Consider the following 18,088-nt stretch of genomic DNA (forward strand, 5'->3'; position numbering starts at 1 on the left):
TGTTCATTTCAGGGCTCCCTTGGCTGCGGCCTCATTGTTCGCTGCCAGATGACCAAAATGGCCGTTCGCCTGACGATCTTCGCAAAAATCGGTATCGGAGCAGACAAACATCGAGCCGCCGCGATCATCCAGCACGACTTCGTCGAGATAGACGCCACGTGCACCACACAATGCGCAAGGCTCCTTGAATTTCTGCACTTCGAATGGATGATCCTCAAAATCTAGGCTCACAACATCCGTATAGGGCGGAACGGCATAGATGCGTTTTTCGCGTCCAGCGCCGAAAAGCTGCAATGCTGGCGACATATGCATCTTCGGATTGTCGAACTTTGGCGTCGGAGACGGCGCCATAACATAGCGTCCCTCAATCATCACCGGATAATCATAGGTCTTGGCAATGTGGCCATGACGCGCGATATCCTCATAAAGCTTCACATGCATGAGGCCATATTCGGCAAGCGCGTGCATCTTGCGCGTTTCGGTTTCGCGCGGTTCTAGGAAACGCAGCGGTTCCGGGATCGGCACCTGATAGACAATCACCTGCCCCTCAGTCATCGGATATTCCGGAATGCGGTGACGGGTCTGGATGATCGTCGCCTCACCCGTATGGGTGGTCACAGCAACATCCGCAGTCTTCTGGAAGAATGCACGGATGGAGACGGCATTGGTCGTATCGTCCGCACCCTGATCGATGACCTTCAGCACATCATTCTTGCCAAGGATTGCGGCAGTAACCTGCACACCACCTGTACCCCAGCCATAAGGCATCGGCATTTCACGGCTGGCAAACGGCACCTGATAGCCGGGAATGGCGATAGCTTTCAGGATAGCGCGGCGGATCATACGTTTGGTCTGCTCGTCCAGATAGGCGAAATTGTAATTGGCCAAATCACTCATTCTGCGGCCTCCTTGCCTTCGGCAACATCAGCTGCTGCCTCTTTCGTCTGGGTTTGCGTTTCTTCAAACTCTGCACGCATCCGGCGGATGAGTTCGAGCTCAGCCTGAAAATCCACGTAATGGGGCAGTTTCAAATGCTCTACAAAGCCGGTCGACTGCACGTTATCGGAATGGGAAATGACGAATTCTTCGTCCTGTGCTGGTGCTGTCACGTCTGCATCGAACTCACGGACACGAAGCGCACGATCGCACAGTGACATCGACATCGCTTTGCGTTCGCTCTGGCCGAACACCAATCCGTAGCCACGCGTAAACTGTGGTGCCTGCTTGGATGAGCCTTTGAACTGGCTCACCATCTGGCATTCCGTCAGTTGAACGCGGCCAAGTGAAATAGCGAAACCCAGTTCCGGCACATCAAACTCGACTTCAACCTCACCGATGCGAATTTCACCGACGAACGGATGCGTGTTGCCGTAACCACGCTGGGTGGAATAACCGAGTGCCAGCAGGAAGCCTTCATCGCCGCGTGCCAAAGCCTGCAAGCGAAGATCGCGCGGCATCGGAAAGGTCCACGGCTCACGTGTGAGGTCGCCCGGCTCATGACCTTCAGGCATTGCGCCGTCTTCCTCGATCATGCCGTTAACGCCAAGAATGTCGGTAACGCGTGGCGTTTCCTCTGGTGCTGTTGCACGCATTTCTGGCTCTGGAACGCTGACGTCCCCAGCAAGTGCAGGATCAAGCAAACGGTGCGTATAATCGAAGGTCGGTCCCAAAAGCTGCCCGCCGGGCAGGTCTTTATAGGTTGCCGAAATTCGGCGTTCGATCAGCATATTCGCCGTTTCCAGTGGAAGCGAATAGCCAAAACGCGGCAATGTCGTCCGGTAGGCGCGCACCAGAAAGATCGCTTCAATCAGATCGCCCCGCGACTGACGCACGGCAAGTGCCGCAAGTTCACGATCATAAAGCGAGCCTTCAGCCATCACACGATCAACGGCGAGACCAAGCTGTTCGACAATCTGATCAAGGCGAAGTGCCGGAACAGAACGGTCACCGCGACGACGATCATCAAGCAGACGGTGCGCATTGCGGATAGCGGTTTCGCCACCTTTTACAGCAACATACATGGTTCAGCTCTCCAAACTTGCTACACGGGTTGTGCGGGGAAGTGCTGCAACTGCACCTTCGCAGACGAGCACCAGATCGACGCCCAATGGAAACTGCGCTCCATTTTCGCGCCATTGTGCGATGAAATCCTGCGGCAGCCCATCAACATGCAGCACAGCTTCGCCATTGATGCCCGGGCCTTTGAGGTTGAAGCCCTGCCCGCTCGTCAGCGAAGAAACAGCCAGAACTACCGTCGTCGAACGGTCCGGAAATTCCGCATTGCCCTGTGCAAATGACGAAAGGACCGGCAACGACCGAACATTCGCCACAAGGGCGAATTGCGCTTTCGACTGATGATCAATGATGGGAGCGCCTGTGTGAAAAGTAAGCCAGGCAGTGGCATCCTGGTTGGCAGCGATTTCATTATCAACCCAGACGCTGGTGTCGTGATCGAGCAATGTTGCAGCAATGACACCAAGTTCCGGCGTAAGCGGCTTTGACGGCATAGCAGCATGAGCCAACGCATAAATGCGGCCGGGATTTGTCATAGCGTGCATCACCGCATGAAACGCCGTTTGCGCCTCATTGACCGGATCAGCCATACCGCCTTCAAATGCAGAAGAAGAGTGGAGCATCAGTTATCTCCCCGAACCATAGTGAAGAAATCAACCTTGGTGGCAGCGGCCTCGGCGCGCAGCTTCGTATCCGCATTATCGATACGCCTGCGCAGCACGGTCAGAACCTGACTTTCGACAGCATCGCGCTTATCTTCATCGAGCCACAGTGCATCGAACAGGGCGGCGAGCTTGGCCTTTTCCTGATCGCGGCCGAGTGCATAAGAATGACCGACTGAGCCATCGGACAGACGAACAGTCGCTCTCGTGACAGTCGTTTCACCCACATTGAACGGCGCACCGCCGCCGCCAATGCGACCACGCAGCATAACCAGTCCGGTTTCAGGACCACGCAGAACCTCAAATTCTGGTTTGTCCTGCCAATTCTGCCAGAATGATTTCAACTCTTCGCTGTTGGCGCGCGCCAGAATTGCCAAGCTGGCCTGACGTGCAATCTGCGTCGCATCCGGCGCCATTCTGTTTCCAGTCGTGGAGCCCGCTCCACTTTCACCCGTGCTATGCCGCGTCGTCTGCATGAGCTGATCCGCCCTACCCTAATCTTGTTGACTTCATCGCTTTAATTGTCTATTTATCTAGACAACTATACAATAACATCATTCATATACCCTGCCAATGACAGGACGATGACAAAGCATGGCAAAGACGAAACGAATTGAACGAAACAGCGGCGTAGCCATCTGGCGACAGATCACAGACGAGATACGCGGCGACATCATGGCCGGGAAACTTGCATCAGGTGCACGGATGCCCGCGGAGATGGAACTGGCAGATCGATTTGGTGTCAATCGCCATACAGTGCGCAGCGCAATTGCTGCTCTGACGCAGGAAGGGGTGCTACGCGCTGAACAAGGACGCGGTACTTTTGTGGCCAATGCGAAACGGCTTACCTATCAGATCGGGCGCCGCACACGCATTTCACAAGCGCTTGCCCCCCAAGTCAGCGAGACCAAAGGCATCCTGCTCAGTTCGCATGTGGAAACAGCGACTGCTGACATAACGCAAGCGCTGGAAATAGATATCGGCTCAGAAGCGCTGAGACTTGAAACCATGCACAGTGCGGATGGCCATCCGATTTCAATCGCGACACACTGGGTGGATGCAAAAGCTTTTCCGACTTTCACCGAAGATTATACCGCCAGTGGCTCGATAACGGCTGCATTCAAAGCGGCCGGCGTCAGCGATTATTTCAGAAAATCAACGATAGTATCGGCACGCCATGCCGACCCGGACGACCTTAAACACCTCAAACTCTCTCCCGGTGCCATTGTTCTGACAGCGCGCGCTATCAATATCGACACCGAGGGACATCCAATTCAGTATTCTTTAACGCGATTTTCGGCAGATCGGATGGAGTTTGTGATCGAAAGTGATCCACTTGAATAGTATTTAAAACAATATCTTATCTTACAAACCTAATTATTCAATCCAACTAAAAAAGCGGGCGCTCATGGCGCCCGCTTTTTCATCAAAATGGAATTTCATCGTCCAGATCGCGGGAGAAACCACCGCCACCGCCGCCACCCTGATTGGATGGACCGGACGAACCGAAATCACCGCCCCCACCGGAATAATCCGACACCTGGTTGCGATTATTGCCACCGCCGCCGCCAGCGAATGAACGACCCTGATCGCCACCTTCACCACGGCTATCGAGCATCTGAAGTTCACCACGGAACTTCTGCAACACGATTTCGGTGCTGTAACGGTCATTGCCGTTCTGATCCTGCCACTTACGTGTCTGGAGCGCACCTTCGATATAAACCTTGGAGCCCTTCTTCAGATATTGCTCAGCCACTTTGGCGAGGTTCTCATTGAAGATGACAACGCTGTGCCATTCAGTGCGATCCTTGCGCTCGCCACTCTGACGATCGCGCCAGCTTTCCGAGGTCGCAATGCGCAGATTAGCAATCTGATCACCAGAATTGAGGCGACGAATTTCTGGATCAGCACCAAGATTGCCGACCAGAATGACTTTGTTGACGCTACCAGCCATCGAAAACTTACTCCGGATCTCTCGCATACACACGTTGAGCCGGCTTTTGCCCTGCAAAACGGTGCTTGTTCCTAAAGAAATAGCCAACCACCTACATTATAAGTGTATCGACCTGAAATTCAGGTGCCACCTTACAGCAGCAGCTTCTGCCGCGCTCATATCAGCGCCGCTAATTCAACCAATGTCCACAGAAGTTATGTTCTTGTTTTGTTCAAATTGCAAGCTTCCGCGTTAAATTCGACGCATTTTTCACACACCAGAGGTCCAAATAGCTAATCCCCTAAGAACGCGGCATGGAAAAGCCCTGCCGCTCACTGTTTCTTTGGCGCGCAGGGCTTAGGGGTGAGCAAAGCTCTTATATCGACAGTACTTCGCCGATAAATAAAATCGGAAATCTGAGGTACGAGACCGGATTACCGCGCATTTTTCAAAATTTCTGCAATTACCTGTTTCGATCAAAAACGCGTCATTCCTTGCAAATGAAACAGCTTTGACCGCAAGCAATTGTGCTTTCATCAATGTGAAAGCTATGCAACGTTGTCAGGTGGACTCATGCTCCCTTACCTCCCGGTTACGTTTGCTCAACTGGTGGGACCTCTTGCCGATATCGTTTCATCCCTTTCCGATATCTCTCCGCATCCAGCGAGTAAGGACAGTCTGCTCCTGTCAGGAGTGACAGTCAACGCTCTTGCGTTCACATTTCGTATCGCCTATCAGAAGGCTGGTTGTTCGATCTTTGTTCTGGTGCTAAATGTGCAAATGACGATTGACCAGCCCCCTTCTTCTTGAAGGGGTTCATCCCCATATTGTGGAGCGGCGCGACGTAAATTCTTTCGGCGCCAAAAGACTCCATGACATGACGAAACAGGCAGGACGCGGAATGAGCGATCAGAAATTCATTTCCATACGTGGTGCGCGTGAACACAATCTGAAAAATGTCGATCTTGATCTGCCACGCGACAAGCTGATCGTGATGACGGGCCTTTCGGGCTCAGGTAAATCTTCACTCGCATTTGATACGATTTATGCGGAAGGCCAGCGGCGTTATGTCGAAAGCCTTTCAGCTTATGCACGTCAGTTTCTGGAAATGATGCAGAAGCCGGATGTTGATCAGATCGACGGTCTGTCTCCCGCCATTTCTATCGAGCAAAAGACCACGAGCCGCAATCCGCGCTCCACTGTCGGCACAGTCACAGAAATCTATGACTATATGCGCCTTCTGTTTGCGCGCGTTGGCATTCCTTATTCGCCTGCGACCGGCCTGCCTATTGAGAGCCAGACCGTCAGCCAGATGGTTGATCGTGTCCTGATGCTGGAAGAAGGCACCCGACTTTTCATTCTGGCCCCCATCGTGCGTGGCCGTAAGGGCGAATATAAGAAGGAACTGGCGGAGCTTCAAAAGAAGGGTTTCCAACGCGTCAAGGTCGACGGTACATTTTATGAAATCGCTGACGTTCCAGCGCTCGATAAGAAATACAAGCACGATATTGATGTGGTTGTAGACCGCGTTGTCGTCCGCTCTGACCTTTCGACCCGCCTCGCCGACAGTCTCGAAACCTGTCTCAAACTGGCAGAAGGTCTGGCGATTGCAGAATTTGCGGACAAGCCATTGCTGGCCGAAGATACATCGGCAGGCGGCGGTGCGAATAAATCTGCAAACGAAACGCACGAACGCGTTATGTTTTCGGAAAAATTCGCTTGCCCGGTCTCAGGTTTCACTATTCCTGAAATCGAGCCGCGTCTTTTCTCGTTCAACAATCCCTTTGGGGCCTGCCCGACATGTGATGGACTGGGCACGCAACAGGCGATTGATCCGAATCTGATCATTCCCGATGAATCCGTCCCTCTGAAAGACGGTGCAGTTGCGCCATGGGCACGTTCTTCGTCGCCATATTACAATCAGACACTTGAAGCGCTTGGCAAAGCCTATGGATTCAAGGTCAGTGCTCGTTGGGCAGATCTGCCCGATGAAGCACAGAACGCCATCCTTCACGGTACCAAGGGACGCGAAATTACCTTCAACTACGATGATGGCTTGCGCTCCTATCAGACTACCAAGGCTTTTGAAGGCGTCATTCCCAATCTGGAACGCCGCTGGAAAGAAACTGATTCGGCATGGTCGCGTGAGGAAATCGAACGTTTCATGTCCTCAACGCCCTGCCCGGCATGCCGCGGCTATCGTTTGAAGCCAGAAGCACTGGCCGTAAAGATCGGCATGAAGCACATTGGTGAAATCACCAGCATGTCGATCCGCAACGCAGATCAATGGTTCCGTGATGTTGATGGTACATTCAACGATAAACAGCGTGAAATCGCTGCGCGCATTCTTAAAGAAATCCGCGAACGTCTGGAATTCCTCAACGACGTTGGCCTTGATTATCTGACGCTTGCACGTAACTCGGGCACACTGTCAGGTGGTGAAAGCCAGCGTATCCGCCTGGCTTCACAAATTGGTTCGGGCCTTACCGGCGTATTGTATGTTCTTGATGAGCCGTCCATCGGCTTGCATCAGCGCGACAATGCTCGTCTTCTCGACACGCTGCGACATCTGCGCGACCTCGGCAATACCGTTATCGTGGTCGAGCATGACGAAGACGCCATCCTGACAGCAGACTATGTGGTTGATATCGGTCCGGCAGCCGGCGTTCATGGCGGTAAGATCATCGCTCAGGGTTCGCCCGACGATGTCATGTCCAACGCAGACTCGCTTACTGGCAAATATTTGTCGGGCGCACTCGAGGTTGCAGTTCCCGCAGAACGCCGCGAAATTTCCAAGGCTAAGCGGATCAAGGTCGTCGGTGCACGCGGCAACAACCTGAAAAATGTCTCAGCAGATATTCCGCTTAGAACATTTACGGCGGTCACTGGTGTGTCGGGCGGCGGCAAGTCTACCTTCCTGATCGAAACTTTGTTCAAGGCTGCATCGCGCCGCATTATGGGTTCGCGTGAACATCCTGCCGAACATGATCGTATTGAGGGCCTCGAATTCCTGGATAAGGTCATCGATATCGACCAGTCGCCTATTGGCCGCACGCCGCGCTCCAATCCCGCCACCTATACGGGCGCATTCACGCCGATGCGTGACTGGTTTGCCGGACTGCCAGAGGCAAAGGCACGCGGCTATCAGCCAGGCCGCTTCTCGTTTAACGTGAAGGGCGGACGCTGCGAAGCCTGTCAGGGCGATGGTGTCATCAAAATCGAGATGCACTTCCTGCCCGACGTCTATGTCACTTGTGACGTCTGCCATGGCAAGCGCTACAATCGTGAAACGCTTGAAGTGCACTTCAAGGGGAAATCGATTGCAGACGTGCTCGATATGACGGTTGAAGAAGGTGCTGAGTTCTTCTCCGCTGTTCCTGCGGTTCGGGACAAGCTCGAAACACTCGTCAAGGTTGGCCTCGGCTATATCAAGGTTGGCCAACAGGCAACGACACTTTCCGGCGGTGAGGCACAGCGTGTGAAACTTGCCAAGGAACTGTCACGCCGCGCGACTGGGCGCACGCTCTACATTCTTGATGAACCAACCACCGGCCTGCACTTCCACGACGTCGCAAAGCTTCTGGAAGTGCTGCATGAGCTGGTCGAACAGGGCAATACGGTCGTCGTCATCGAGCACAATCTCGAAGTCATCAAGACTGCTGACTGGGTGATCGATCTTGGTCCGGAGGGTGGCGATGGTGGTGGCGAAATCGTCGCCGTGGGTCGCCCAGAGGACATCGCGAAAGTGAAGCGCTCCTATACCGGGCAGTTCCTCAAAGATCTGCTGGAACGCCGTCCCAGGCGCAAGGCTGAAGCTGCCGAATAAGTATAAAGAGCCGGGTGCCAGAGCGCATCCCGAAAAGTGTGAAACGGTTTTCGGACAAGATGCGCGTTAAGGTAAACATCCAGAGCGATGATCTGATTTAATCAGATCTTTGCTCTGGATTCCGGCTCTTATTAGTCGACAAAGCCTACAATCGGGCCGTATCCACCATGCCATGAGATGTCATTTCTTCCCATGGCAGGGTTGTAGATCCCCGCACCACCGCCGCCATCAAGAAACAACGCATTGGGGCATTTCAATTCGTCTCGAAACAGCGTGGCGAAATCATAGAAGTTCACTGCATCTTCGCTGATGGCAAAGCGGATGGAATCATCGCTGCAAACACCAAGCCCACTTCTGCGAGTCCGGTCGGTCGATCCTTTGATCAGAATCGGATTGAGTTTGTTCTGGATGACCAGCATAGGCCCTGATTGTGTGGCAAAACGCGCCTGCGGCCTGCGCTTCAGGAACCTGTCGGTTGTAACAATACCGGCTTTGTCATCTCCGAAATAGAAAATGCCATTGGGCTTTTTGTAAAAGTTTGGAATTGGGCCAGAGGCGCGCGTGGGCGCTTTGGTGTCGGGGGAAACCAGTTCTTGCCCATGCTCGACATAAAGCCCCATAGGCGTGAAATCGACCTGATACATCCCGGCATTCAAGGCAAACGACAATGTCTTGCCTTCCTGCGCTACCGCATCCGCCGCTTTCGAGAAGTTGCGATATGGCTCGCCATCTGCGCCCTTCCAGAACAGACGCAAGTTTTCCATCTGCTTCACAGTGCAGATAATAAACTTCGTATCCTGAAAGACTTGCGGTTCACATGATTGCGCTTGAGTCGACTGCGTGCCCAAAAACAAGCTTGCTAAAGCGAGAGCTGGAAATGCCATGCTCAATTTATGAAATCTGACCACAAATCCTCCCATCGCTTCTGGCGACAAGCATATTCTATCAATACGCCAGAAATGAAAAAAGCCCGGGTAAACCGGGCCTTCTCGCAAAACTGTTCGCGATCACGTCGCGTCAGTTTATAGGATTAGCCGTTAACGGCGTCCTTCAGGCCCTTGCCAGCCGAAAACTTCGGCACATTGCGGGCCGGAATGGCAACTTCCATGCCAGTCGACGGGTTACGACCAGTCGAGGCTGCGCGATGCGAAACGGAGAAAACGCCGAAGCCTGGCAGGCGAACTTCTTCACCAGCCTTGAGTGCACCGGTGACAGCTGCGAGTACAGCGTCAACAGCAGTTCCTGCGTCGGCCTTTGTCAAACCGCCCTTTTCCGCTACAGCGGCGACCAATTCGTTCTTGTTCATAGGCATTTCCTTTCTTTATCTACCGGAGCGAATAACGCGACCGGATTGCGTGCAGTTTATTCAAATCGGTTGACAAACCAAGCCTGTCAACATGAAAAAACCCCGGAAAACCGGGGTTAAACACAGAAATGCCGGGCTTTAAGCCCGGCACTGTTATCTTATTAGCCTACAACAAGGATCAATGTGCTGTCGAAACGCCTGCTTCATCGTCTGCCGGAGCAGCTGCAACAGGAGTCGCAGGCTCTGTCCATTCGATTGGTTCCGGCTTGCGAAGGAGCGCATGTTCAAGAACTTCACCGACGCGCGACACAGGAACTATCTCAAGATTGTTCTTCACATTATCCGGAATGTCCGCCAGATCCTTGGCGTTTTCTTCAGGAATCAGAACCTTCTTGATGCCGCCACGCAATGCAGCAAGCAGCTTTTCCTTGAGACCCCCGATTGGCAACACACGGCCACGAAGGGTGACTTCACCCGTCATTGCAATGTCCTTGCGAACCGGAATTCCGGTCAGTACAGAGACAATTGCTGTAACCATGGCGATACCAGCCGACGGACCATCCTTTGGCGTCGCACCTTCCGGAACGTGCACGTGGATGTCACGCTTGTCGAACAGCGGAGGCTCGATGCCGAAATCTACCGCACGCGAACGGACATAAGATGCCGCTGCAGAGATCGATTCCTTCATCACGTCACGAAGGTTACCCGTGACTGTCATGCGGCCCTTACCCGGCATCATGACGCCTTCAATGGTCAACAACTCGCCGCCAACCTCGGTCCATGCGAGACCTGTGACAACACCGACCTGATCTTCACCGTCGATCTGACCGAAGCGGAACCGCTCGACACCGAGATAATCGGAGAGGTTCTTGTCAGTGACCTTCACCGACTTCTTCTTCGTCTTCAGAATCTCGGTCACAGCCTTACGGGCCAGAGTCATCATCTCACGTTCAAGGCTACGCACACCGGCTTCACGTGTGTAAAGACGGATAACATTGCGCAGCGCATCGTCCGTGACCGAAAACTCCTTCGGCTGCAAAGCGTGATCCTTGATAGCCTTTGGCAGCAGATGCCGCTTGGCGATCTCGAGCTTTTCATCCTCGGTGTAACCAGCAATACGGATGACTTCCATACGATCCAGAAGAGGACCAGGAATGTTCAGCGTATTAGCCGTTGTCACAAACATCACGTTCGACAGATCATATTCAACCTCAAGATAATGATCCATGAAGGTTGAGTTCTGTTCCGGATCCAGCACCTCGAGCATTGCCGATGACGGATCGCCGCGGAAGTCCTGGCCCATCTTGTCGACTTCATCGAGCAGGAAAAGCGGGTTGGACTTCTTTGCCTTCTTCATCGACTGGATGACCTTACCAGGCATCGAGCCGATATAAGTGCGGCGGTGACCACGAATTTCAGCTTCGTCACGCACGCCGCCGAGCGACATACGGACGTATTCACGACCGGTAGCCTTAGCAATCGAGCGAGCAAGCGAGGTCTTACCAACGCCGGGAGGCCCAACGAGGCAAAGGATCGGACCCTTGATTTTGGTCGAGCGAGCCTGCACTGCAAGATACTCAACAATGCGCTCCTTGACCTTATCAAGGCCGAAATGATCATCGCCAAGCACTGTTTCAGCGAAGTTCAGGTCTTGCTTGATCTTCGACTTTTTACCCCATGGAATGGATAGCAGCCAGTCGAGATAGTTGCGCACAACTGTTGCTTCAGCGGACATCGGGCTCATGCTGCGTAGCTTCTTCAGCTCAGCCTGTGCCTTTTCGCGGGCTTCCTTTGAGAACTTGGTCTTGTTGATGCGTTCTTCGAGCTCAGCCGCTTCATCACGACCATCTTCGCCATCACCAAGCTCCTTCTGGATCGCCTTCATCTGTTCGTTGAGGTAATATTCGCGCTGCGTCTTTTCCATCTGGCGCTTGACGCGGCCACGGATGCGCTTCTCAACCTGAAGAACCGATATCTCGGCCTCCATGAACGAAAGTGCTTTCTCCAGGCGCTCACGCACCGAAAGAATCGACAGCATTTCCTGTTTTTCAGGAATTTTGATCGCAAGATGCGAAGCAACCGTATCGGCAAGCTTGGAATAATCGTCGATCTGGCTGGCAGCGCCAACCACTTCAGGCGAAATCTTCTTGTTCAGCTTGACGTAGTTTTCAAAGTCAGAAACCACTGAACGAGACAATGCCTCAACTTCAACGGCGTCTTCTTCGGGCTCTGGGAGAGCTACGGCATAGGCTTCGTGATAATCTTCACGATCCGTAAATTTGGAAACCTTGGCGCGTGCAGTGCCTTCGACAAGAACCTTGACGGTACCGTCTGGCAGCTTGAGAAGCTGCAGCACATTGGCAATGGTGCCTATTTCATAAATCGCGTCTGGTGCCGGATCGTCGTCAGCCGCATTCTTCTGCGTTGCCAGCAGAATCTGTTTGTCCACGCCCATCACTTCTTCAAGGGCACGGATCGACTTTTCACGTCCAACAAACAGCGGGACGATCATATGGGGGAAGACTACGATATCGCGCAAAGGCAAAACGGCATACAGCCCGTCTTCACCACCTGCGCCAGAACCACCCAAAGGCGTCTTCTGTTCAATACCAGTCATTGTTCAGTCCTTTCTCAGGTCATTCGACCCGATTGCCACAAGCTGTGTCCCCTTTCACTACGAGGCAGTCCACAACCAGTGCGTCGGTCCATAATTGGAGTGTCGAACTCCTAAATTCAAGCTGCTTTCAAGGCAGCATTCATAGAATCGTCATCTATCCTGCGCCGTCACAGAAATTTGTACAATAACAAGCTCCCGTTGTACCCAGCATCAGCCAAGAGATAGACAAGAAAAAGGCCGCTTGCGCGGCCTTTTGCAAAAAATCAGGCAATAAGTCAGGCCGACGCATTGCCCTTTTCTTCCTGTCGCTCAGCGTAGATGTAGAGCGGACGTGCACTGCCATCCACCACATCACCGGAAATGACCACTTCCTGCACGCCTTCCAGCGTCGGCAACTCGAACATTGTGTCGAGCAGAATCTTTTCCATAATCGAGCGAAGACCACGTGCACCCGTCTTGCGTTCCACAGCCTTGTTGGCGATGGCGCGCAGCGCGTCTTCGTGGAAGCTCAGTTCGACATTTTCCATGTCGAACAGGCGCTGATACTGCTTTACCAGTGCGTTCTTTGGCTCAGTCAGGATCTGTACCAGTGCGTCAACATCAAGATCTTCGAGTGTTGCAATCACTGGCAGACGACCAACGAATTCCGGAATAAGACCGAATTTCAGAAGATCTTCTGGTTCCAGTTCCCTGAACACATCACCAATACGACGATCTTCCGCCGACTTGACGTTTGCACTGAAGCCAATCGATGTCTTTTCACCGCGAGCAGAGATGATCTTGTCAAGACCGGCAAAAGCACCACCGCAGATGAACAGAATGTTCGTCGTATCCACCTGCAGGAATTCCTGCTGCGGATGCTTGCGGCCACCCTGCGGAGGCACAGAAGCGACAGTGCCTTCCATGATCTTCAGAAGCGCCTGCTGAACACCTTCACCCGACACGTCACGCGTGATCGAAGGATTGTCCGACTTGCGGCTGATCTTGTCGACTTCGTCGATATAAACGATGCCGCGCTGTGCGCGTTCAACATTGTAATCGGCAGACTGAAGCAGCTTCAGAATGATGTTTTCGACGTCTTCGCCAACATAACCCGCTTCAGTAAGCGTTGTTGCATCGGCCATGGTGAACGGCACATCGATAATGCGAGCGAGTGTCTGGGCAAGATAGGTTTTGCCGCAACCTGTCGGACCGACCAACAGGATGTTGGACTTCGCAAGTTCGATATCGCTGCTCTTCGACTGATGTGCGAGACGCTTGTAGTGATTGTGCACGGCAACCGAGAGAACGCGCTTTGCATCCTTCTGGCCGATGACATAATCGTCAAGAACGTCCATAATTTCCTGCGGCGTAGGCACACCTTCGCGCGACTTCACCATCGAGGTTTTGTTTTCCTCGCGGATGATATCCATGCAAAGTTCGACGCACTCGTCGCAGATAAATACGGTCGGGCCTGCAATCAGCTTACGCACCTCATGCTGGCTTTTGCCACAGAACGAGCAATAAAGCGTATTCTTTGAATCGCCGCCGCTGTTGCTGACTTTGCTCATTGCAGTTTCCTTTCAATAAACCGAAGTGAACAACAACCTCATCGCGTGTTCATTTCGATCGTTTTTTCCGGTTCGGATCCATTTGGGGAAGCCAAACACACTTCCTCAACGGTCCATCAGCAGCTTCAACGCGCTGCTTCTAGTCTCGGGATTCCAGTCACCGCAGGCTTCCCGACCGAAGAAGCCTAGTGGTGACTTTTGCAGAACCTAAAGCGGGTAACAATTGAAAAATCAGGTTCCCCGACGAGATTCCGCATAATCTGAACAATTTTAGCGCCCGGAACCCCAACAGATACTTAACGCGGCGCGTTAACCATCACGTACGACCAAGAAATAAGCCGCTTTTGTGGCAAAGGGCGCTAAAAATCAGGGAAGCCGGGCAAACCGGCTTCTGTTCACTTCGATTCTTCAACCCCAGTTTCGCGTGATTCGACCACTTTATCGATCAAACCAAACTCAAGAGCTTCCTGCGCAGTCATGAAATGATCACGATCAAGTGTGCGCTCAATCGTCTCGTAATCACGGCCGGTGTGCTTGACATAAATTTCGTTGAGACGACGCTTCATCTTGATGATGTCCTGCGCATGGCGTTCAATGTCGGACGCCTGCCCCTGGAAACCACCTGATGGCTGATGCACCATGATACGAGCATTTGGCAGCGCGAAACGCTGGCCAGTAGCACCGGCGGTCAGCAACAGTGAACCCATCGAAGCAGCCTGCCCCATGCAAAGCGTGGAAACGGGCGGCTTGATGAATTGCATCGTGTCATAGATCGCCATGCCGGAGGTAACAACGCCACCGGGCGAATTGATGTACATGCTGATCTCTTTCTTCGGATTTTCCGATTCAAGAAAGAGAAGCTGCGCACAAACCAGCATCGACATACCGTCTTCAACCGGACCATTGACGAAGATAATGCGCTCTTTGAGCAAACGCGAGAAGATATCATAGGCCCGCTCGCCACGGTTGGTCTGCTCAACCACCATCGGCACGAGGTTCATGACGGTTTCAATAGGATCTCTCATTATGGGCCTCTGAGTATGTATGGCGTGTATGATGAATCGTATGGTTTCCCCATACATAGGGCTTTGCAACCCTGTTCTGCAAGATGCCGATCAATCCAGGTCGGAATCATCGATGACAGGCTTAATGCCACGTTTCTCATCCAGCATTTTACGCGAAGTCTCAGTCAGACGAGCACGAATACGAACCGAGCCATCCTCAAGATCTTTACGCTTCACATCACTGCCGTGCTGATAAATCCAGTCGAGAATATGCATCTCAAAAGGCGATAACACGACATCAACCGAACCCAGCGCCCCTGCAATGCGGGTCTCTATAAGCGACAACAACCTGTCAACGCCTTCGCCTGTCCATGCAGACAGCGGAATCGGGCGACCTTCATCACTGCCGGCAGCAGCAAGACGAGATGCGGCCTCGCGGCCCGCCTCATCCAGATTATCGATCTTGTTCCATATCTGGATCACACGTTTGTGGTCATGCGGTTCGACACCAAGACCTGCGAGAATACTCTCGACATCCTCTGCCTGCGCAGCATTATCCGGATCGGAAATATCGCGCACATGCAGAATCAGGTCGGCCTCGACAACCTCTTCAAGGGTCGCACGAAACGCCGCGACCAGATGGTGTGGAAGGTTCGAGATGAAGCCCACAGTATCGGACAGGATGACCGTTTCGCCATGCGGAAGGCGGATACGACGAAGCGTCGGATCAAGCGTCGCAAACAACATATCTTCTGCCAAGACATTGGCACCAGTCATGCGGTTAAACAATGTCGACTTGCCCGCATTGGTGTAACCGACAAGTGCCACAACCGGATGCGGTACCTTACGGCGCTTCTGGCGATGCAGCATACGCGTGCGGACCACAGTCTCAAGCTCACGCTTGATGCGCAGTATCTTGTCCTGCAACATACGCCTGTCGGCTTCGATCTGTGTTTCACCCGGTCCACCGAGGAAGCCGCCACCACCGCGCTGACGCTCAAGGTGGGTCCAGCTTCTGACAAGACGGCCCTTCTGATAGTTCAGGTGCGCAAGTTCAACCTGCAACGCACCTTCCTTGGTGCGTGCTCTTTCGCCAAAAATTTCGAGAATGAGGCCCGTACGGTCAATGACCTTGACGTTCCACTCTTTCTCGAGATTGCGTTGCTGTACAGGGGTCAGAGAATGATCGACAATGACCAGTCCAATGGACTTGTCTTCGAGGATTTCCGCAATAGCCTCTACCTTACCGGTACCCAGAAGAGTTGCGGGACGCGGCGTGTTTACCACTACATTTTCGGCATGCGCAATTTCGAGATTGATCGCACGCGCAAGACCGACGGCTTCCTCCAGCCGCGCTTCGTTAGAGCGCTGGAACTTCGGTCTTTCACCTTCTTCACTTGCAGTGCTTGTATTGTGCCGTTCTGGCAATATAGGAACGATAACCGCTGCTCTGGTGGGCTCTGGTTCAGACAGACCAAATCCCTTATTTTCATCCGCAGACGATACGTTCTTATCTTTAAATTTCGACAAATAAATTTACTCCGGGATACGGAAACGAACTACCTTATGCAGATAGGTCTTCGCACAAGCGGTTTCAAACATCAGAGCGCCGTGCGTCCCGACGGGCACACAAAATTCGCTCTAACAGTTTAAGTTTACTGAATAATTCTATCCTGAATCGATCCCGATTTAAGAAATTATGCAGTCGACGCCCCGGCTAATCAAATCACAATCCGAAAGCCATTTCTGACCGGATTAGAATCGAAAAAACTGAAGCGAAGTGACAGCTTTGCGAAATCACCACGCTCCAGTGAAAAACTGGCCAGTTAGACTGGTAAGCGTCAGACTTCCTCACCCTCGAACATCTGCACAGGCTGACTTGGCATGATGGTCGAAATTGCATGCTTATAAACAAGCTGCGAATGGCCATCGCGACGCAGCAATACGCAGAAATTGTCGAAAGATGTCACGATACCCGTGAGTTTCACACCATTGATAAGGAAGATGGTCAGTGAAATTTTCTGCTTGCGTACAGAATTGAGAAAAAGGTCTTGAAGATTTTGCGATCGTTCAGCCATTGTTTTTATTCCTTTAATCGATCAGCAGTCAGTTCGTCAAATGTCAGACGAACACGCGCACACACATAAATCAAGCTCCCGGATCGTGCAAAGCCGGGCACTGATCGCAATTGCTGTGGAAAGACAACTGCTTCGCTCTTTAGCTTCGGTTAACAGGATGGGAATCTTTGCGCAACCGGCAATTTCAAATGCGCGCAGCCAATTCTTTCAGGTCCCACAAATCTGCCTATATTTTCAATGAGCTGAAAGAAAAAGCACACAGGCAGGTTTATTAAGCTGCAGCAAAAGCATCTTGGAATGACGCATCCAGCAATGGCTTCACGCGGTCGATCGCCCACATATAAAAGCTTCCAGGCTGCAGAGAAACCACTTCCTTGTGCTTCTTGTGGATATGAAAGCCAATAAAGTCGGGATGATTTATTGGTTCCAGACCATAAACCGGATCATAGATGCGGGTCGCTTCCTTCCCGACCCAATAATAGAAGTTTTCCTGCGGCGCTGCATTTTTGAAAATGCCGTACTTGCGAGCCAAACGCGAAATGCCATCATTGCCAAAAATCGTGATGCCGATAGCAGCGGGCGTAATCTCTTTGCCGGTCATTCGATAGTAAAGTGGACGCAGCTTACCGCGTCTTAGCCCAAGCCAGCGCGGCAATGGATAGCTCGCTGCAACATAGGCTTCAAATTCGCGAATAATGGGATGGTCGTGTGGCAGATAAAGCGCCGACACGCCAACGCGAAAGCGATTCTCGCGTGCCAGATACGGCTTTGACGGATCAGGGTGAAATTGTTTAAGCAGATAGACGTCTGTATCGAGCCAGACGCCCTGCTGGTGCTTCATAAGCATTATGCGGAAGATATCGCTGAACTGGACAATGGTCGTCCGATTGCGAAAGTTCGGATATCCCGGATCGAGCCGTTTAAAAGCTAGTTCAGATAATATCTCACTGGCATCATGCAATTCAACTCCCTGCGGTACGTTTTCGATCGGCGCGTAAGAAAACAATTTTACGCGCTGGCCCGTCATGACCATGGAAGCCAGACAGATTTGATCAACTTCACGTAGCCTCGGTCCGTACCAGAAAGTGCAGATATCCAT

Annotated in this window: 16 protein-coding genes and 1 pseudogene; 3 read left to right on the forward strand and 14 right to left on the reverse strand. The window is 52.4% G+C overall.

Features of this window, described 5'->3' with window-relative positions; translation table 11 throughout:
* Positions 1-3: 3 nt before the first annotated feature.
* The 4 genes from CEV32_RS11935 to phnG are packed head-to-tail and all read right to left on the reverse strand — an operon-like array spanning position 4 to position 3,091.
* On the reverse strand, positions 4-897 hold the full coding sequence (locus tag CEV32_RS11935; RefSeq protein ID WP_094577326.1) for an alpha-D-ribose 1-methylphosphonate 5-phosphate C-P-lyase PhnJ: 894 nt from the start codon (positions 895-897) through the stop codon (positions 4-6).
* The gene (locus tag CEV32_RS11940; RefSeq protein ID WP_094577327.1) at positions 894-2,021 is read right to left on the reverse strand and encodes a carbon-phosphorus lyase complex subunit PhnI; all 1,128 of its coding nucleotides are present in this window, start codon (positions 2,019-2,021) and stop codon (positions 894-896) included. The genes CEV32_RS11935 and CEV32_RS11940 overlap by 4 nt, the downstream gene beginning before the upstream one ends.
* Positions 2,022-2,024: 3 nt before the next feature.
* Positions 2,025-2,636: a phosphonate C-P lyase system protein PhnH gene (gene phnH / locus CEV32_RS11945; protein ID WP_094577328.1), complete on the reverse strand. Its 612-nt coding sequence runs from the start codon at positions 2,634-2,636 to the stop codon at positions 2,025-2,027.
* Positions 2,636-3,091: a phosphonate C-P lyase system protein PhnG gene (gene phnG / locus CEV32_RS11950; RefSeq protein ID WP_094577329.1), complete on the reverse strand. Its 456-nt coding sequence runs from the start codon at positions 3,089-3,091 to the stop codon at positions 2,636-2,638. Before phnG ends, phnH begins: the two co-directional genes overlap by 1 nt.
* Before the next feature lie 178 nt (positions 3,092-3,269).
* Here phnG and phnF point away from each other — a divergent pair, with 178 nt between their 5' ends.
* On the forward strand, positions 3,270-4,019 hold the full coding sequence (phnF, locus tag CEV32_RS11955; RefSeq protein ID WP_094577330.1) for a phosphonate metabolism transcriptional regulator PhnF: 750 nt from the start codon (positions 3,270-3,272) through the stop codon (positions 4,017-4,019).
* A gap of 82 nt (positions 4,020-4,101) precedes the next feature.
* On the opposite strand, the gene ssb is transcribed toward phnF, so the two are convergent.
* A complete protein-coding gene (gene ssb, locus CEV32_RS11960; RefSeq protein ID WP_094577331.1) occupies positions 4,102-4,629 on the reverse strand; it encodes a single-stranded DNA-binding protein in 528 nt (175 codons plus the stop codon).
* A 552-nt stretch (positions 4,630-5,181) separates the two neighbouring features.
* Between ssb and CEV32_RS11965 the strand changes: the two genes are divergently transcribed.
* Together CEV32_RS11965 and uvrA are read left to right on the forward strand one after the other, a co-directional pair.
* Positions 5,182-5,418 carry a hypothetical protein gene (locus tag CEV32_RS11965; RefSeq protein WP_094577332.1) on the forward strand — a complete coding sequence of 79 codons (237 nt, stop codon included), beginning with the start codon at positions 5,182-5,184 and terminating at the stop codon, positions 5,416-5,418.
* 91 nt (positions 5,419-5,509) lie between these two features.
* A complete protein-coding gene (uvrA, locus tag CEV32_RS11970) occupies positions 5,510-8,434 on the forward strand; it encodes an excinuclease ABC subunit UvrA (protein ID WP_094577333.1) in 2,925 nt (974 codons plus the stop codon).
* Positions 8,435-8,565: 131 nt separating this feature from the next.
* Here the strand turns inward: uvrA and CEV32_RS11975 are convergent, their stop codons facing one another.
* The 9 genes and pseudogenes from CEV32_RS11975 to CEV32_RS12015 form a co-directional block, all read right to left on the reverse strand.
* Positions 8,566-9,354 carry a phosphodiester glycosidase family protein gene (locus CEV32_RS11975; protein WP_374882388.1) on the reverse strand — a complete coding sequence of 263 codons (789 nt, stop codon included), beginning with the start codon at positions 9,352-9,354 and terminating at the stop codon, positions 8,566-8,568.
* Between the two features lie 110 nt (positions 9,355-9,464).
* The gene (locus CEV32_RS11980; protein WP_007875106.1) at positions 9,465-9,740 is read right to left on the reverse strand and encodes an HU family DNA-binding protein; all 276 of its coding nucleotides are present in this window, start codon (positions 9,738-9,740) and stop codon (positions 9,465-9,467) included.
* A gap of 178 nt (positions 9,741-9,918) precedes the next feature.
* On the reverse strand, positions 9,919-12,357 hold the full coding sequence (gene lon, locus CEV32_RS11985; protein WP_094577335.1) for an endopeptidase La: 2,439 nt from the start codon (positions 12,355-12,357) through the stop codon (positions 9,919-9,921).
* 275 nt (positions 12,358-12,632) lie between these two features.
* A complete protein-coding gene (gene clpX, locus CEV32_RS11990; protein WP_094577336.1) occupies positions 12,633-13,907 on the reverse strand; it encodes an ATP-dependent Clp protease ATP-binding subunit ClpX in 1,275 nt (424 codons plus the stop codon).
* 395 nt (positions 13,908-14,302) lie between these two features.
* Positions 14,303-14,932: an ATP-dependent Clp protease proteolytic subunit gene (locus tag CEV32_RS11995; RefSeq protein ID WP_094577337.1), complete on the reverse strand. Its 630-nt coding sequence runs from the start codon at positions 14,930-14,932 to the stop codon at positions 14,303-14,305.
* A gap of 90 nt (positions 14,933-15,022) precedes the next feature.
* Positions 15,023-16,441: a GTPase HflX gene (gene hflX / locus CEV32_RS12000; protein ID WP_094577338.1), complete on the reverse strand. Its 1,419-nt coding sequence runs from the start codon at positions 16,439-16,441 to the stop codon at positions 15,023-15,025.
* Between the two features lie 311 nt (positions 16,442-16,752).
* The gene (gene hfq / locus CEV32_RS12005; protein ID WP_007875113.1) at positions 16,753-16,989 is read right to left on the reverse strand and encodes an RNA chaperone Hfq; all 237 of its coding nucleotides are present in this window, start codon (positions 16,987-16,989) and stop codon (positions 16,753-16,755) included.
* Between the two features lie 5 nt (positions 16,990-16,994).
* Positions 16,995-17,187, reverse strand: a pseudogene (locus CEV32_RS23935) (hypothetical protein).
* A gap of 73 nt (positions 17,188-17,260) precedes the next feature.
* The gene (locus CEV32_RS12015; RefSeq protein ID WP_094577339.1) at positions 17,261-18,088 is read right to left on the reverse strand and encodes a glycosyltransferase family 32 protein; all 828 of its coding nucleotides are present in this window, start codon (positions 18,086-18,088) and stop codon (positions 17,261-17,263) included.

It is taken from the genome of Brucella rhizosphaerae, assembly GCF_002252475.1.
GTDB classification, from domain to species: domain Bacteria; phylum Pseudomonadota; class Alphaproteobacteria; order Rhizobiales; family Rhizobiaceae; genus Brucella; species Brucella rhizosphaerae.

Coding starts and splice junctions, on each gene's coding strand:
- lon (WP_094577335.1), bottom strand. CDS start 12,357: ATGACTGGTATTGAACAGAAGACGCCTTTGGGTGGTTCTGGCGCAGGT.
- CEV32_RS11965 (WP_094577332.1), top strand. CDS start 5,182: ATGCTCCCTTACCTCCCGGTTACGTTTGCTCAACTGGTGGGACCTCTT.
- CEV32_RS12015 (WP_094577339.1), bottom strand. CDS start 18,088: ATGGATATCTGCACTTTCTGGTACGGACCGAGGCTACGTGAAGTTGAT.
- phnH (WP_094577328.1), bottom strand. CDS start 2,636: ATGCTCCACTCTTCTTCTGCATTTGAAGGCGGTATGGCTGATCCGGTC.
- CEV32_RS11995 (WP_094577337.1), bottom strand. CDS start 14,932: ATGAGAGATCCTATTGAAACCGTCATGAACCTCGTGCCGATGGTGGTT.
- phnG (WP_094577329.1), bottom strand. CDS start 3,091: ATGGCGCCGGATGCGACGCAGATTGCACGTCAGGCCAGCTTGGCAATT.
- phnF (WP_094577330.1), top strand. CDS start 3,270: ATGGCAAAGACGAAACGAATTGAACGAAACAGCGGCGTAGCCATCTGG.
- CEV32_RS11980 (WP_007875106.1), bottom strand. CDS start 9,740: ATGAACAAGAACGAATTGGTCGCCGCTGTAGCGGAAAAGGGCGGTTTG.
- clpX (WP_094577336.1), bottom strand. CDS start 13,907: ATGAGCAAAGTCAGCAACAGCGGCGGCGATTCAAAGAATACGCTTTAT.
- CEV32_RS11940 (WP_094577327.1), bottom strand. CDS start 2,021: ATGTATGTTGCTGTAAAAGGTGGCGAAACCGCTATCCGCAATGCGCAC.
- CEV32_RS11935 (WP_094577326.1), bottom strand. CDS start 897: ATGAGTGATTTGGCCAATTACAATTTCGCCTATCTGGACGAGCAGACC.
- uvrA (WP_094577333.1), top strand. CDS start 5,510: ATGAGCGATCAGAAATTCATTTCCATACGTGGTGCGCGTGAACACAAT.
- ssb (WP_094577331.1), bottom strand. CDS start 4,629: ATGGCTGGTAGCGTCAACAAAGTCATTCTGGTCGGCAATCTTGGTGCT.
- CEV32_RS11975 (WP_374882388.1), bottom strand. CDS start 9,354: ATGGGAGGATTTGTGGTCAGATTTCATAAATTGAGCATGGCATTTCCA.
- hfq (WP_007875113.1), bottom strand. CDS start 16,989: ATGGCTGAACGATCGCAAAATCTTCAAGACCTTTTTCTCAATTCTGTA.